Source organism: Marinobacter sp. MA (assembly GCF_048298425.1).
Taxonomy (GTDB): Bacteria; Pseudomonadota; Gammaproteobacteria; order Pseudomonadales; family Oleiphilaceae; genus Marinobacter; species Marinobacter salsuginis.
Window position 1 is genome coordinate 4,121,980 of the sequence record NZ_CP103058.1, and the last position, 14,544, is coordinate 4,136,523.

The window sequence follows — 14,544 nt, forward strand, 5'->3', positions numbered from 1 at the left end:
ATTGGAGATATACATGTTCAGCAAAAACACCTTTAAACCGGCCTGCGCTCTGGTCCTGACTTCCCTGGTCCTTTCCGGCTGTGCCAGCAAGATCGAAAACGTACAGGGCAAGCCCAGCGTCTACGAGGACGTATCCACCACAGGCAGCGTGGGCGGCGTCGGTATCGAAAGCCAGGACGTGGTCGCGATGACCGACCAGATGATGCGCGACATGCTGGCCAACCCGATGCTCACCGGTCGCTCAACACCACCCCGGATCATTATCGATAACGAATACATCAAGAACGAAAGCACCTCCGTGATCAACACCAACATGCTGACTGATCGCCTGCGCATCGAACTGAATCGCGCCGCCAACGGTCGGATGATCTTCGTGGGTCGTCACTTCTCCGACATGGTCCAGAAAGAGCGGGATCTCAAGCGGGATGGCGCGGTGGATGGCGGCACCATTCGTCAGACCGCGGCCCAGGCAGGTGCTGATTTCCGCCTTGGAGGCCGCATCTCGTCACTGGATGCCATCGATCGAAACACCGGAACCCAGTCCCGGTACAGCCAGGTCACCTTCGAGATGGTCGATCTTGAGCTGGGCACCATCGTCTGGAGCGGACTCTATGAAATGAGAAAGGCGGCCCGTGACAATGTGGTTTACCGATAAAACCTGGCTAAAGCCGGTGCTGGCGACAGCGATTGCCGGCACACTGGCCGGCTGCGCCAGCGGCCCGAAAGTCTATGACCGGGCAGCACTGGCACCGGCCGAACAATCGCTGATAGAGAGCAAGCCCGCGGTTCTTCAGGCCGACTTCCAGAACCTCTTCGAGGAAGGCCAACGGAACAAGGTCCTGAACCTGATGGAGATCGGGGTCAAGGCATACCGTGCCGGCTATCGACAGGAAGCAAAGAACACGCTGACCCAGGCACGCCTGGAGATCGAGAATGTTTATGCTGACAGTGACGCCGCGCGAAAGGCGCGAAGCATCTGGTACGAAGAAGCCGAAAAGGACTTCAAGGGCGAGCCCTATGAGCGCGCCATGGTCTACCTGTATCTGGGCCTGATTTACCTGGAAGAAGGCGACTACGGCAACGCACGAGCCAGCTTCCTGGCTGGATTGCTGCAAGACGCGTTTGCCGAGGAGGAGCAGAACAGTACTGACTTCGCACTGCTGCTGTACTTGGCTGGCTGGTCCGCCATGCAGATGGGCAGTGACCAGCTCGCACGGGAGCATTTCGAAGAGCTGAAACTCTATCGGCCGGACGCCCCCATCCCGGAAGCCGACGACAACGCGCTTTTGATCGTGGAAACCGGCAAGTCCCCCAGGAAGCTGGGTGACGGTGTCGGGCACTATCAGCTGGTCTATCGGCGTGGCAAGAACTTCCAGGATGTGGCTGCCGAAGTCCGCAACGGTGAAGAATGGTCCGCGCTGTACCCCATGGAAGATATCTTCTTCCAGGCCTCCACTCGTGGGGGCCGGGCTATCGATCGGATTGTAGAGGGCCAGATCCAGTTCAAGGAAAATACCCGGGCCGTCGGTTCAACCCTCAGCAGTATCAGCCAGGACAGCATGCTGGCCGGCTTCAGTAGTGCGGCCGGCGGTGCCGTCGGCGCCGGATACGCTGCCATCAGTCTGATCAGCGTTGCGGCGGAAGGTATGTCAGCGTCCGCCAACACCCGGGCAGATATCCGGTACTGGGAGGGCCTGCCCGACACCATACATCTGTTGCCCGTGACGGCCGCCGAGGGCGATCCGGTCACTGTCCGCTTCCTGGATAAAAACGGTCAGCCTGTGCCAGGCCTTGCCGACACTACCGAATTCAAATTTGATGGTCGCGGGGCCGGCCTGGCCTTTGCCACGTCCCGCCGTCCGGATTCCGGAGGAACCCAATGAAAACACTGATTAAATCCATGGCCACAGCGGCGATCTGTCTGGGTCTGCTGTCTGGCTGTGCCGCTAAATCCGCCAGCAGCACGGACCTGATTGAGCGCACCGCGCCCATCACCATGAACTCCGTGGCATTCACCGACTACAACCTGAAGCGCACCTACACCCGCGGTTTTGGGCAACTGGAGGACGGCGAACGCTATCGACTGTCACTGGTCCAGCACGGCCAGCGGCCGACGGCAACGGGAACCACCGAGGTCTACGTGGTCCTTCGCAACCACACGGATTACGATTACCGGATCGAAGCCCGCACCCAGTTCTTCGATCAGGACGGCGTACCCACCGATGTGAAACCGACCTGGCAGCGCTCGACCATCCCGGCCAACAGCATCGCTACCTATCGTGAACTGTCTACCACCACGCAACCTCTGCAGTATCGCGTGGAAGTCCGGGAGCTCAACTGATGAAGCGATTTGCCCTGGCACTCTGCGTGCCTTTGCTGGCGCCAGGTTTTGCCCTGGCCGCCGGCCAGTCCCATGAAGCAGCGCCGATGATGGCGCCGGCCCAGAAGCCGTTGACCGATGAAGATCTGAAAGAGGATCGAGCGGCAGCCCAGCGCACAGAGAGCGCAGATGTGATTATCGCGCGCTTCAAAGGTGCCTTCGGCGACCAGCCTCCGCGCATGGCCGTGTTCTGGAATCGCGCCTTCGATGACCAGGTCAGCGACTGGAGCAGCAATACCCGGGGTGTAGTATCAACACGGGGCTCCCTGAACGGGGAGGTGCCTGACGGCAACGTCAATCTTCAGGCACAGGGCCAGGCAGCGGCCCAGGGGGAATACCGTTCAAATCGCCAGAAAGGCCCGGCAGGGCCGGCGTTTGAACTGCAGAGTGGCCTGGTCAGCCAGATGGTTGAGGCCGGCGTCACGGTCGTGGATCGGGCTGCCATCATGCGCATTACCGATAATGCGCTGGAAACCGGGGAGTTCTCTCGCCTCTCTCCAGATCAGCGCCGGCTGGAAATGCGCGCACTGGGCGAACATGCGGATATGTTGCTGGTGTTTCGCGAAGTAACCAGCGACCAATTCCAGGTGGAGGTTCTGGACGTTCGCAACGGCAGCATTCGCGTGATGTTGAGCTCCAATGGCGTTCCGCCCGAAAAAGCCGGAAGCAACCGTTGGAAAGCCACAGACCGCGGATTCCAGAAAGTCGAGCAGACCGTGACCCTGGATGAAATTGGCCGTGAGCTGGCACTGCAGACACTGGCCAAACTGTCCTCCTGATTCAGGAGGACAGCATGCTGTCCAACTTCTCATCCTTCTGGCTCCAGATCTCTCCGAGCCAGTTCTTCACGTTTCGGCGGTGCTCCGCATCCGTTGAGTAATCCCGGCCTTTCAGGTGGTCCGGGATATCAACGGTGTGGATTTCCAGTTTCACTTCCTTCACCCGGCCACAGATAAACTCCCAGAAGGTGGGGGCGCCACCCGGATAGGCGATGGTCACATCCACCAGCGTCTGGATAGAGTCGCCCATGGCGTCGAGCACAAAGGCGGCGCCGCCGGCCTTGGGTGTCAGCAGGTGCTTGTAGGGCGACTTTTGCTTGTCGTGTTTGGCCTGGGTGAACCGTGTGCCTTCCACAAAGTTCATGACGCTCACCGGGGTATAGCGGAACTTCTCACAGGCCCGGCGGGTTGAACGAAGATCCTCGCCCCGCTTCTCCGGGTGCTTGATCAGATATTCCCGGGTGTAACGCTTCATGAATGGGAAATCGAGGCCCCACCAGGCAAGACCGATGACCGGTACCCAGATTAGCTGCTGCTTGAGGAAAAATTTGAGAAACGGCGCCCGGTGGTTGAACACCCGCTGCATGGCAAAGATATCCACCCAGCTCTGGTGATTAGCCAATACCAGGTACCAGCTTTCCCGCTTCAGGTTTTCGGCCCCTTTCACGTCCCAGTTCGTGCCATGGGTCAGCTTCATCCAGCCGGTGTTGCAGGCCACCCAGGCCTCGGCGATCCAGATAATCACCTTGGTGCACAGAACCCGGAAACCGGTGATGGGGATGATGAGTTTCAGGATGGCCGGAATGTAGAGCAGGATGCACCAGAACAGGGTGTTGATCCCCAGCAGGATGGAATTGATGACACCAATCACGGGGGCGGGTAGAAAGCTGAGCATGGCGATCCTGTTTTCTGGTTATTCTTTGCAAATGGGGGCTAATGATAGCAACCCCGGGGCCCCTTGGGCAGTGGCCTGAAGTGACCGGTTTGCCCTTCGCTTTGGACACTTCTGCCATGGTGATTTCCGCCTCACCATGGATAATCCCGGTTTGCAACCTGCAAGACCAGGTCTTCATAAATCAGTAAAGTGTGCTTCGAATTCTCCATGGATACCCCCATGCCCAATCTCTTCAAATCAGCTGCTGACCGCGCGGCAGGCGTTACCCGGCAAACGGCCCTCTATGCCGGCAATGCCTTCGACCGTATCTTCCGAGCCGCCAGTCTGGTCCAGGCCGGACAGACGCCGTTTGAGACGCTCCATACCGATGGCCTGGTCAGCCTGCGCTACTATCCGCCGCTGGCCGAGGATTTCATCGAGCTGGACGGTGAGACCATTGCGGTGGAGCGGACAGCCCACAAGACCCCGATTGTGATCGTGCCGCCACTGGCGGTAAACATGCTGATTTACGATCTGTTTCCCCAACGCAGTCTGGTCCGATTTCTTCGCGCCAAAGGGTTCGAGGTCTATCTGATTGACTGGGGCATGCCAACGCGGGAGCACAGTCACTACAACCTGCATACCTATGTGGCGGAGCTGTTACCGGCGTACCTTAACCGGGTTCGGGAGCACAGCGGTGAGCAGGAGCTGTCGCTGCATGGCTGGAGCATGGGTGGCATGTTTACGTTGTTCTATTCAGCGCTCAGCAACGATCAACACGTGCGCAACGCCATTGTGCTGGGATCGCCGATTGACAGTCACGCGTCGGGGATTCTAGGGCTTTTGAACCAGCGTATGGCGGATGTGGCCGGCTTTGTGCGCAAGCGCACCGGGTTCCGTCTTCACGATGTGAAACCGCACTGGTTTCATACCCCGGGCTGGGCCAACACCATCGGGTTCAAGCTGACCAATCCGATTGCCAGCGTGATGAGCTATTGGGAGCTGATTATCCGACTGGGTGACCGGGAGTTTGTCACCAGCCACGCGACCACGTCGGCGTTTCTGGACCGTATGGTGGCCTATCCCGGCGGGATCATTCAGGACACGGTGGTGCGGGTGTGGATCGACAACCAACTGTCGAAAGGTGAAATCCAGATCGGCGAGGATATCGCCAGGCTGGATAATGTGAGTGCCAACTTACTGGCTATCGCAGGCGGCGACGATACGCTCGTGACGCCGGGTGCGGCCAAGCGGGTGATGGATCATGTGAGCTCTACCGACAAGACGTTTCGGGTTGTGCCGGGTGGGCATATGGGCATTCTTGCGGGGAGCAAGGCGCCTCGTCAGAGTTGGCTGGAGTTGGCGGAGTGGTTGGCTTTGCGGTCGGACTGATTTTCTGCCTCGGACACTTCGGAGGTTAGAGTTCGCCGGCAGATGTCGGGAGCGCTTTCCAAAACACGCTCCTTGCGGCACGTCCATGTGACGCTTGACTGTCGCCATCCTTGGCGCCAGACAGTTTTGGAAAGCGCTCCCGACACCTGCCTCCTCTTGCTTCAGAGGTTCTTCAGGATTGCCTCTAGCTCTGAAAGACTGTTGATCACTGCTGAAGGCTGTATGCCCCAATCTTCAAAAATTTTATCCGGATCCCTCTGTACCCAGATGGCGAGTAATCCTGCAGCCCGGGCACCGATGACATCCCAGGCATTGCTCGAAACCAGACACAAGGGCTTTTCCCAACAGCCCGTGGCCCTACGGGCATAGGTGTAGACAGCCGGATCGGGTTTGAAGGTTTTGATGTCATCTACTGACACCAGGCCTTCAAACTGGTCCAACAGATCGTTATGCCCCAATACCTTCTCCAGCGCGGGATAACTTCCATTGGAAAACGCGAACAGCGGATACTGCCCTTTCAGTGTTTTCAGTGCCGGCAAGGCATCGTCGAAGGCGGGCAGGGACAGGTAGGCCGCCATCAGGTCGCTTTCGCGTTCTTCGGACAGGGCCAGTTTGTGGGTGGCCATGGCGTAGCGCAGGGCTTGCCGGGTGCAGACACCGAAGTCTTCGTAGGCTTTCATCAGGCCCTTTCGGAATGAGAACTCCAACTGTTTCTCCCGCCACAGTGCAGCTACGGCTTCTGCCCTTTCGCCAGCGTCCTCCGCCAGGAGGCGGGACATGCCCATGGGGTCGACCAGGGTTCCGTAAACGTCGAAAGCGAGGGTCATGCTCATCAGTGGGGCTCCTCATCCGGAAGGGGGTTCGGGGTCGTATACTGAAGTCACAGTATCGGGATTTGAACGATCACTCAACACAGGCGGTAATGACATCAGTAGGGACGAAAGGAGCGCAATTCTCTCGCCGGCTATGACTATTCTCAGGAATTTGTTCATTCTATTGGCGCTGGGCACCCTTGCTGCCTGCGCCACCAGCACTCAACTCTATACGCCCGGGCCCTCAACATTGGGCGCCGAACCCGTGTCCGATTTCGACCGCTATGTCGAATCTGCCAAAGCCTATGTCGATACCAATCTGGTGCCGGTGGAAGGGTTTAAGCGGGAGCAACAGGTGTTGTGGAACCTGCCATACCGGTTATCGCCGGCCGCCGACTGCAACTCCGGAGATCACACCGGGCTGTTGCTGGTGCACGGTCTGAGCGATTCGCCCTTTGTGTTCCGGGATCTGGCCCGTTACCTGGCGGATCAGTGCATTGAAGTCCGGACCCTGTTGCTGCAGGGGCATGGTACACGGCCCGGCGATATGGTGACGGCCAGTGCCGAGGTGTGGCGCGAGCAGGTGCGCAATCACTTCGTGGCCCTGTCGCAGGAGGTGGACCGGGCGTTTATTGGGGGCTTTTCACTGGGTGGTGCTCTGGCCACGGATTATGCCCTTTCGGAAACCGGGCCCAGACCGGCGGGCCTGGTTGCGGTCGCACCCGCCTGGCAGCTCAACGGTCTTCGGGACTACCTCTGGTTGGCGCCAATTGCCGACGTGTTTGGTGACTTTGTGGAGAAAGAGCCGGAGCTGAACCCGGTAAAATACGAGTCGTTTTCGTTTAACGCCGGCAGTCAGATCGGCGATGTTATCTCGTCAGCTCAGGGCCGCATCGTCCAACAGGAAAATATTGATATGCCGTTGTTCCTGGCTGCGACAGAGGCCGACTCGGTAATCAATCTCGAGTATCTGGTCACTCAGTTCCGGGAACGGTTCCGCCAGCCCGGGAACGCCATGATGATTTTTCGGGATAGCCGCACCCCGTGGCCCGACGCACAGGCTGATGAACGCATCCGGTTTATGAACAGCTACCTGCCTGATGCCAATATTCTGGAATTCTCTCATCAATCCCTGCTGATCTCGCCTGACAATGAGCTCTATGGTCTGGGGGCGCCGCTGCAACGCTGCCTGGAACCGAACAATATTTCCCTCGAGGGTTGCCGCCGGCTGCCGGAGCAAGACCTCTGGTTCAGTGCCTGGCACGACACGGAACGCCCGGTATACACCAGCCGGTTGACCTACAACCCCTGGTTCGATGATCTGGCAGAGGCGATTGGGGCATTTATTCATTCACACGCTTCAGCCGAGAGGCCGTAGCGCCACCTCGGGCATCGGGTTACACTGCCATTCATGAACCCGATTGATACATTCAACCTGGATTTCCGGGCCCTGAGCACGTTTCTGGCAGTGCTTGATGAAGGCAGCGTGTCCCGCGCTGCGGTTCGGCTAGGCGTTACCCAGTCCGCGGTGAGTCACACCCTGGAACGCCTCCGCCAGGCATTGGGCGATCCGCTGTTCGTGAAGTCGGGGCGAGGCATTGTGCCAACCCGCTACGCACTCCAGGCAGGCCCCCATGTTCGCCAGATTCTGGACGACCTGCAGTCGCTGTCTTCTGGCCCTCCGTTCAGTCCTGCCACGGCCGAGTTCACGTTCACAATTGCTGCCAATGACTACCAGCGAGATCTTCTGCTGCCCGGTCTCGTGCGTACGTTGCGGCAAGAGGCCCCGGGTATCAGTCTGCAGGTTATTCCTTCTGGCATTCCCCGGGCTGACCTGTTGCGGAAGGATGTATGCGATCTGGTGATTTCGCCCCACGCGCCGGAGGCGACGGACATTATGCAGCGGGGCTTGATGGCTGATCGGATGGTGGTGTTCTACGATCCCGAACACCGGAAACCACCAGTGGATCTGCCGGAATACCTGAAGGCAGACCACATCGCCCTGTTATTCGCTACCGGCGAGAAACCCACGGTGGAAACCGCGATTGAGGCGCGTGGACTGGTTCGTCGCAATGTGGTGACGGTGTCCAATTTTTCGGGTCTGCCTGAGTTTCTGCGGGGTACCGACATGCTGGCGACGGCGCCTGAAGGCATGAGCAAACACTTACTTCGCGACTTCGCCTGGGTTCCCCTGCCCTTTGATTTCAAGCCGTTCACCTTGCTCATGCTGTGGCATCGCCGCAATCAGAATGACCCTGCCCACAAGTGGCTGCGCAATCAGGTGAATGCCGTGGCCGCTACGCTCAACGGTCTGAAAAGTTAATCAATTAGTTTTGCTCATAGGTTGTATGAGCCTTCTTGCCGTTATCTTCCATCTCCTTCTGCCCTAGACTGCGTTTACTCCCGTGTCGGCCGGGTCGGGTAGGGCTCTCCAAAACACGCTCCTTGCGGCACGTCCATGTGACGCTTGACTGTCGCCATCCATGGCGACAGACAGTTTTGGAGAGCCCTACCCGACCCGGCCTGTTGGACTTTTTGAGATAACACATCAGGAAAACCATGCTGACTTTAACCAGTGTCTGGACAACGATACTTCTCGCCGCCGCTGTGGCCCTTGGGCCGCTGGCGACGGATATGTATCTGCCGGCGCTGCCACAGATTGGTTCAGACTTTGGCACTGGTACCGATCAGGTTCAGCTGACGCTGAGTCTTTATTTGGTGGGGTTTGCCATTGCTCAGCTGATTTGCGGTCCGTTGGCGGACCGTTTTGGTCGCAAGCCGATCATGATTGGTGGTTTCGTGCTGTTCGCCATCGCCAGTATTGGCTGTGCCCTGGCGACCAATATTGAAACCCTGATTCTCTGCCGTTTTTTGCAGGCCCTCGGTGGTTCTGCTGGCCCGGTTCTGGGCCGAGCGGCGATTCGGGATATCTATACACCTCGCGAAGCCGCGAAGATCCTGGCGATTCTGGCCAGCATCATGGCCCTGGCGCCGGCCGTGGCGCCGACCATTGGTGGTCTACTAACCGCCAGCCTTGGCTGGGCTTCTGTGTTCCTGGCGTTGGGTGGCTATGCCCTGGTCATGGCGTTGGTAGTGGCCTTCGGCATTCCCGAGCCCATGCGCCCGGAGCATCGGCAATCTTTGAAGCTCTGCAGTCTGCTGCGGAACTATCGGACTATCGCGAAGGACATCAGCTTCGTGGGCTACACCCTGACCAATGCGCTGATTTTTTCCGGTCTGTTCGCCTTCCTGTCTGGTTCTTCGTTCGTCCTGATCGATTTCCTGGGCGTGCCAACCGAGCAGTTCGGTCTTTACTTTGCGTGCATGGTGGCCGGGTACATCGTAGGAAACCTGACTGCCGTCCGTCTCGGCCGTCGCCTGTTGCCGGACCAGATCCTGATGCGGGGACTAATCATTGCCGTGGCTGGTGGCAGTCTGATGGCCGTGCTGGCACTGAGTGAAGTGTTCAACGTCTGGGCGGTGATCCTGCCCCAGGCCCTGTTCATGATCGGAACCGGGATGGTGCTGCCCCAGACCATGGCCGGCGCCCTGGCCAACTTCCCGAGCATGGCGGGCTCCGCTTCTGCCCTGTTCGGCTTCACCCAGATGGCCGTTGCCGCCATCGCTGGCATGCTGGTCGGCCATCTGCACGACGGCACCTCTCTGGTCATGGCCCTGATCATTGCAGCCTGCGCCGCCATCGCCATGGGCTGTTATCTGGTGCTGGTTCAGCGTTATCCTGCAAAAGGTTTCGAGCCACAAGGCGCGACCGGCAATTAAGGCAAAATCATCCAAAGTGGTCTACACAGAGTACTTAACACTCTAAACCAGACACCGAGGAGCTAAGACTATGAGCAGCGTTAACCTGGACGGCAATCCCATTGAACTGAGCGGCAAATTTCCCGAAACAGGCGACAACGCGCCTCCCTTTACCCTGACCAACAGCGGCCTGGAAGAAGTCAAACTCGACAACTGGGCCGGCAAGCGCAAGATCCTGAACATCATCCCCAGTATCGACACCGGCGTCTGCGCTGCGTCTACCCGGAAATTCAACGAAAAAGCCGGCAGCCTGGACAACACCGTGGTACTGGTCGTTTCCGCCGATCTGCCCTTCGCGGCCGCCCGTTTCTGCGGCGCTGAAGGCCTGAAAAACGTCGAAACCCTCTCCACCTTCCGGAACTACAGCTTCCAGCAGGATTACGGCGTCGCCATCCAGGACGGCCCCCTTGCCGGTCTCTGCGCCCGGGCGGTGGTTGTACTGGATGAAAACAACAAGGTAATCCATAGCCAGCTGGTTGATGAGATCAAGAACGAGCCGGATTACGATGCGGCGCTGAAGGTGCTTTAAGCGCTCGAACTAAAGCTCTGCAGTTGGAAAGACCACCAAAAGTTGGGGCGAAGGTGCCGGAGCGGCCCGCCAGGAGTGTCATTGCCATGGATGGCAATGCCAAGCCCCCAGGGATGGGTTTACGGCGTCTCCTGGCGGGTCGCTCCGGCACCTTTGCTAACACCAAAAGCCAGACCTGTTAGAATCTCGCCTCCCAGCCAAACCCAAGGCATCAAAAACCAGTGCAGACCACCACCCAAAACCCATCCCTGGCCCGCCAGCTCTACAGCATGACCTGGCCCATGCTCTTCGGGGTACTGTCCCTGATGACCTTCCAGCTGGCCGACAGTGCCTTCGTGGGTCAACTGGGTCGGGATCCGCTGGCGGCCCTGGGCTTTACCCTGCCGATGCAGCAACTGATCATCGGCCTTCAAGTGGGTCTGGGTATTGCCACCACGGCGATCGTCTCCCGCACATTGGGTGCTGGCGATGAGATTAGAGCCTATCGCCTGGGCGGGCTGATCATCACCGTTGGCGGCAGCCTCGTTTTCGTCATCTGTGTGGCCCTGTGGTTTCTGCAGGAGCACATCATGACCGCCCTGGGCGCGGAGGAATCACTGCTGCCACTGGTCCGGCAATACTGGGTCCCCTGGCTGATGGCGGCGTGGACCGGGGCCTTCCTGTACTTCGGCTACAGCGTTTGCCGGTCCCACGGCGATACCAAATTGCCCGGGTACATGATGGTGGCCACGAGCCTGACTAACATCGCCCTGGACCCGCTGTACATCTTCGTTTTCGGCTGGGGACTGCCCGGCGCCGCCTGGGCTACCGTGACCTCTTTCGGTATCGGCTGCCTGGTGATCTACCCGAAACTCCTGAAACGCCACTGGGTTCGGTTCGATCTTCAGGAGCTTGCGCTCTGGAAGGCCCTGAAACAGCTCAACGGCATCATGGCGCCGGCCATGGTCAGCCAACTGATGCCGGCAGTTTCGGCGATGCTGGCGACGGCCCTGGTAGCGGGATTCGGCTCGGCCGCGGTGGCCGCCTGGGGCCTGGGCACCCGCCTGGAATTCTTCTCGATTGTGGTGGTACTGGCACTGACCATGTCGATGCCACCGATGATTGGCCGCATGCTGGGGGCTGGCGATATCGAGCAGATCCGGAAGCTGGTTCGTCTGGCCGTGCGTTTCGTGGTGGTCTGGCAATTGGCCATTGGCCTGGCCTGGGTGGTGGCATCGGGGTTGGTGTCCGAGCTGTTCTCCAGCGACGGTGACGTTCAGGAGGTTCTGGCCGGCTATCTGTTGCGGGTGCCGCTCAGTTATAGCGGTCTGGGCGTGTGTATGCTGATGGTGTCGGTGTGCAATGCCCTGGGGCTGGCAATGCGGGCCCTGCTGGTGTCCACCCTGCGCCTGTTTCTGTGCTTTCTGCCTCTGCTCTGGCTGGGCAGCCAGATCAATGGCATCTATGGCCTGATGAGTGGTGCGCTGGTCGGCAATCTGTTTGCCGGCGCCATGGCGTACAGCTTTTACCGGTCCGGCATGGCGCACTTGAAGGCCGAGGTGGCCTCAGGCAAAGCGTGAACGGAAGCTTTCGGGTATTGGTACCACTTCTTTGCGGTGGTAGTTGAAGAAGACGAAGCCGTATTTCGCCAGGGCCACGGGCTGGCCGCTTTCGGCCTTGGTGACCCGGAATACGAAATCCCCGCCATACTTGTTGAAGTCCATAACGCCTACTTCAAACCTGAGCATTTCCGGAAAGAAGGATTCGGACTGATACATGGTGGCCAGGTCGGTGACGATGATGCCGGTGCCATCCTTGCTGGCTTCCTGGATGCCATAACTGACCAGGAACTGGGCCCGGGCTTCGGACAGCATGGAGATCAGGGCGTCGTTGCCAAGGTGGTTGGCGCCGTTGATGTCGGTGATTCTGACCGGCATTCTGGTTTCGAAGCAGAAGACGTCGTCCGGGAAGGAGAGTTTGATTCGGGCCACGGGGGTTCCTGTTTTCGTTTCGTATCTTGGGGCGAATCATACGCTGTTCGACTTTAGTGTTCATCTCAAGACGCCCCGTCCCAAATCGGTTATCTTGCTATGAGATCTCCGCGCCGTTGGTTTTGGTGGAGCGACGGCAGGGAAGGGCTTTCCAAAACACGCTCCTTTCGGCACGTCCATGTGACGCTTGACTGTCGCCATCCCTGGCGACAGACAGTTTTGGAAAGCCCTTCCCTGCCATCGTTCGTATCACTCCCGCGCACTGGCAATAAATATTTGAAAATGGAGTTTTATGGATATTCGCCCTGCTGCCACCTTGGTTCTGGTTCGAGACACGGCCGAAGGCCTTGAAGTCCTGCTGCTGCAACGTACCTGGGACGCCGTGTTTATGCCCGGTTATTTTGTATTCCCCGGCGGTCGGGTCGAGGAAAACGAGGCTCACGGTCAGGATCATGTTGTTGGGGCGGTAGACGCCGAGATAAGTCAGACCATGAGTGTCGATGAGGGCGGCGCGGACTACATGCTGGCGGCGGTTCGGGAGTGTTTTGAGGAGTCCGGGGTTCTGGTTGCCGTGGACAAGCAGGGGCTTCCCATAGCCGGGGATCATCCGGTCCACGCTGACCGAAAGTCCGTGTTCGACGGCGAGCTGTCTTTGGCGAGTCTGTGCCAAAAACACGAATTGGCGATTCCCCTGGACCGGCTGGCTTATCTGGGCCACTGGATCACGCCACCGGGACCACCAAGGCGTTTTGATACGCGGTTTTTTGTAACCCCCGCTCCCGATGGCCAGGTGGCCAGTCATGACGGGGTGGAGACCATTGATCATGTCTGGATTCGCCCGGAGCAGGCCCTTGAGGATCATCGGAATGGCCAGCGGTTGCTGGGGTTGCCGACGATCCGGACGCTGCGGGTGCTCAGTGATTTCGACACCACTGAGGCGCTGATGCGCTACGCCCATGCCAATCCGCCGGAGCCCTACCCGAGTCAGCCCTGGCCGGCCCTGAAAAAGGGCAAGGCGGTGACGCTGGAACCGGGGGCGCCAGCCTATGATGAGGCGGCGAAGCTGGATCCGGAAGGTGAAGGCTCAACCCGGGCAGAGATTATTCCCGGTGAACCGGTTGAGGTTGCGGCCCGGGTGATCCGGCTGACGGCGCCCAATCCGGGCATGATGACGGGGCCGGGCACCAACACCTATATCCTGGGCCATGAGCGTTTCACGGTGATTGATCCAGGTCCCGCCAACGAGTCTCATATCGAGCGGATTCTGGAGGTGACCGGTGGCGTGGTTGATCAGGTTCTGGTGACCCACACGCATCAGGACCATTCGCCGGCCGTAGCCGCCCTGAAAGAGCGCACCGGCTGCCGGGTATTCGGTTGGCCGGCGCCCGAAGGTGCGGGGCAAGACCAGACCTTCCGTGCCGACGATGAGCCGGAGCACGGCGATCTGATTGTGACCGAGGCCGGGATTCTGAAGGTGCTGCATACCCCGGGCCATGCCTCGAACCACCTGTGTTTTCTGCTGACCGAGCAGAAGCTGCTGTTTTCCGGCGATCACATCATGCAGGGCTCAACGGTGGTGATTAATCCGCCGGACGGCGACATGAAGGCGTATATCGAGTCGCTTTATGAGTTGCTGGCCGAGCCCGTTCGCTACATTGCGCCGGCACACGGTTTCCTGATGGGCCATCCCGAGGCCGTGATTGATTTCCTGATTACCCATCGATTGTCCCGTGAGCACAAGGTGGCCCGGGCGCTGGAGGCGCTGGCTCCAGTGGATCTGAAAACCCTCACAGCGAAAGCCTATGACGATGTTCCGGCCGCCATCCATGGCCTTGCGGCGCGGTCAGCACTGGCGCATTTGCTGAAACTGGAGGCCGAGCACCGGGCGTTCCGGGAGCACGACCTGTGGCATGCCGTACACGACAGCTAACGCGGCAGTAACGAAAGCACACCGGATTTCGCAAAATAACCATATAGTTGCTCGCTTTT

General features: G+C 59.1%; 14 protein-coding genes. 11 read left to right on the forward strand and 3 right to left on the reverse strand.

The window, feature by feature from the left end; translation table 11 throughout:
• Positions 1-13: 13 nt before the first annotated feature.
• From NUW46_RS19040 to NUW46_RS19055, 4 genes are read left to right on the forward strand one after another with little or no spacing between them, the layout of a single operon-like run.
• The gene (locus NUW46_RS19040; protein WP_069182302.1) at positions 14-655 is read left to right on the forward strand and encodes a penicillin-binding protein activator LpoB; all 642 of its coding nucleotides are present in this window, start codon (positions 14-16) and stop codon (positions 653-655) included.
• Complete coding sequence (locus tag NUW46_RS19045) at positions 639-1,883, forward strand: hypothetical protein (protein ID WP_418140960.1); 1,245 nt, start codon at positions 639-641, stop codon at positions 1,881-1,883. Before NUW46_RS19040 ends, NUW46_RS19045 begins: the two co-directional genes overlap by 17 nt.
• Positions 1,880-2,341: a YcfL family protein gene (locus NUW46_RS19050; RefSeq protein WP_069182304.1), complete on the forward strand. Its 462-nt coding sequence runs from the start codon at positions 1,880-1,882 to the stop codon at positions 2,339-2,341. The genes NUW46_RS19045 and NUW46_RS19050 overlap by 4 nt, the downstream gene beginning before the upstream one ends.
• Positions 2,341-3,159: a hypothetical protein gene (locus NUW46_RS19055; protein ID WP_418140961.1), complete on the forward strand. Its 819-nt coding sequence runs from the start codon at positions 2,341-2,343 to the stop codon at positions 3,157-3,159. Before NUW46_RS19050 ends, NUW46_RS19055 begins: the two co-directional genes overlap by 1 nt.
• A 1-nt stretch (position 3,160) precedes the next feature.
• Here NUW46_RS19055 and NUW46_RS19060 read toward each other — a convergent pair whose 3' ends face one another.
• Positions 3,161-4,054, reverse strand: coding sequence for an acyltransferase (locus NUW46_RS19060; protein WP_418140962.1), 894 nt, complete (start codon positions 4,052-4,054; stop codon positions 3,161-3,163).
• 219 nt (positions 4,055-4,273) lie between these two features.
• On the opposite strand from NUW46_RS19060, the gene NUW46_RS19065 reads away from it, so the two are divergent.
• A complete protein-coding gene (locus NUW46_RS19065) occupies positions 4,274-5,425 on the forward strand; it encodes an alpha/beta fold hydrolase (protein ID WP_418140963.1) in 1,152 nt (383 codons plus the stop codon).
• Between the two features lie 161 nt (positions 5,426-5,586).
• Here the strand turns inward: NUW46_RS19065 and NUW46_RS19070 are convergent, their stop codons facing one another.
• Positions 5,587-6,258, reverse strand: coding sequence for a haloacid dehalogenase type II (locus tag NUW46_RS19070; protein WP_418140964.1), 672 nt, complete (start codon positions 6,256-6,258; stop codon positions 5,587-5,589).
• Positions 6,259-6,421: 163 nt separating this feature from the next.
• Between NUW46_RS19070 and NUW46_RS19075 the strand changes: the two genes are divergently transcribed.
• From NUW46_RS19075 to NUW46_RS19095, 5 genes are all read left to right on the forward strand, one after another.
• On the forward strand, positions 6,422-7,615 hold the full coding sequence (locus NUW46_RS19075; protein WP_418140965.1) for an alpha/beta hydrolase: 1,194 nt from the start codon (positions 6,422-6,424) through the stop codon (positions 7,613-7,615).
• Positions 7,616-7,648: 33 nt separating this feature from the next.
• Complete coding sequence (locus NUW46_RS19080; protein ID WP_349342199.1) at positions 7,649-8,560, forward strand: LysR family transcriptional regulator; 912 nt, start codon at positions 7,649-7,651, stop codon at positions 8,558-8,560.
• Between the two features lie 236 nt (positions 8,561-8,796).
• Positions 8,797-10,017, forward strand: coding sequence for a Bcr/CflA family multidrug efflux MFS transporter (locus tag NUW46_RS19085; RefSeq protein WP_209399463.1), 1,221 nt, complete (start codon positions 8,797-8,799; stop codon positions 10,015-10,017).
• A 70-nt stretch (positions 10,018-10,087) separates the two neighbouring features.
• Positions 10,088-10,585, forward strand: coding sequence for a thiol peroxidase (gene tpx, locus NUW46_RS19090; protein WP_136630924.1), 498 nt, complete (start codon positions 10,088-10,090; stop codon positions 10,583-10,585).
• A gap of 221 nt (positions 10,586-10,806) precedes the next feature.
• A complete protein-coding gene (locus NUW46_RS19095) occupies positions 10,807-12,144 on the forward strand; it encodes an MATE family efflux transporter (RefSeq protein WP_418140966.1) in 1,338 nt (445 codons plus the stop codon).
• Here the strand turns inward: NUW46_RS19095 and NUW46_RS19100 are convergent.
• Positions 12,130-12,555 carry a thioesterase family protein gene (locus tag NUW46_RS19100; RefSeq protein WP_069182314.1) on the reverse strand — a complete coding sequence of 142 codons (426 nt, stop codon included), beginning with the start codon at positions 12,553-12,555 and terminating at the stop codon, positions 12,130-12,132. The two genes, NUW46_RS19095 and NUW46_RS19100, sit on opposite strands and share 15 nt — an antisense overlap.
• A gap of 292 nt (positions 12,556-12,847) precedes the next feature.
• On the opposite strand from NUW46_RS19100, the gene NUW46_RS19105 reads away from it, so the two are divergent.
• On the forward strand, positions 12,848-14,485 hold the full coding sequence (locus NUW46_RS19105; RefSeq protein WP_418140967.1) for an MBL fold metallo-hydrolase: 1,638 nt from the start codon (positions 12,848-12,850) through the stop codon (positions 14,483-14,485).
• The last annotated feature ends 59 nt before the right edge of the window (positions 14,486-14,544 follow it).

Excerpts from the sequence above, each read along its gene's own strand:
- NUW46_RS19040 (WP_069182302.1), top strand. The coding sequence starts at position 14 with ATGTTCAGCAAAAACACCTTTAAACCGGCCTGCGCTCTGGTCCTGACT.
- NUW46_RS19045 (WP_418140960.1), top strand. The coding sequence starts at position 639 with ATGTGGTTTACCGATAAAACCTGGCTAAAGCCGGTGCTGGCGACAGCG.
- NUW46_RS19050 (WP_069182304.1), top strand. The coding sequence starts at position 1,880 with ATGAAAACACTGATTAAATCCATGGCCACAGCGGCGATCTGTCTGGGT.
- NUW46_RS19055 (WP_418140961.1), top strand. The coding sequence starts at position 2,341 with ATGAAGCGATTTGCCCTGGCACTCTGCGTGCCTTTGCTGGCGCCAGGT.
- NUW46_RS19060 (WP_418140962.1), bottom strand. The coding sequence starts at position 4,054 with ATGCTCAGCTTTCTACCCGCCCCCGTGATTGGTGTCATCAATTCCATC.
- NUW46_RS19065 (WP_418140963.1), top strand. The coding sequence starts at position 4,274 with ATGCCCAATCTCTTCAAATCAGCTGCTGACCGCGCGGCAGGCGTTACC.
- NUW46_RS19070 (WP_418140964.1), bottom strand. The coding sequence starts at position 6,258 with ATGAGCATGACCCTCGCTTTCGACGTTTACGGAACCCTGGTCGACCCC.
- NUW46_RS19080 (WP_349342199.1), top strand. The coding sequence starts at position 7,649 with ATGAACCCGATTGATACATTCAACCTGGATTTCCGGGCCCTGAGCACG.
- NUW46_RS19085 (WP_209399463.1), top strand. The coding sequence starts at position 8,797 with ATGCTGACTTTAACCAGTGTCTGGACAACGATACTTCTCGCCGCCGCT.
- tpx (WP_136630924.1), top strand. The coding sequence starts at position 10,088 with ATGAGCAGCGTTAACCTGGACGGCAATCCCATTGAACTGAGCGGCAAA.
- NUW46_RS19105 (WP_418140967.1), top strand. The coding sequence starts at position 12,848 with ATGGATATTCGCCCTGCTGCCACCTTGGTTCTGGTTCGAGACACGGCC.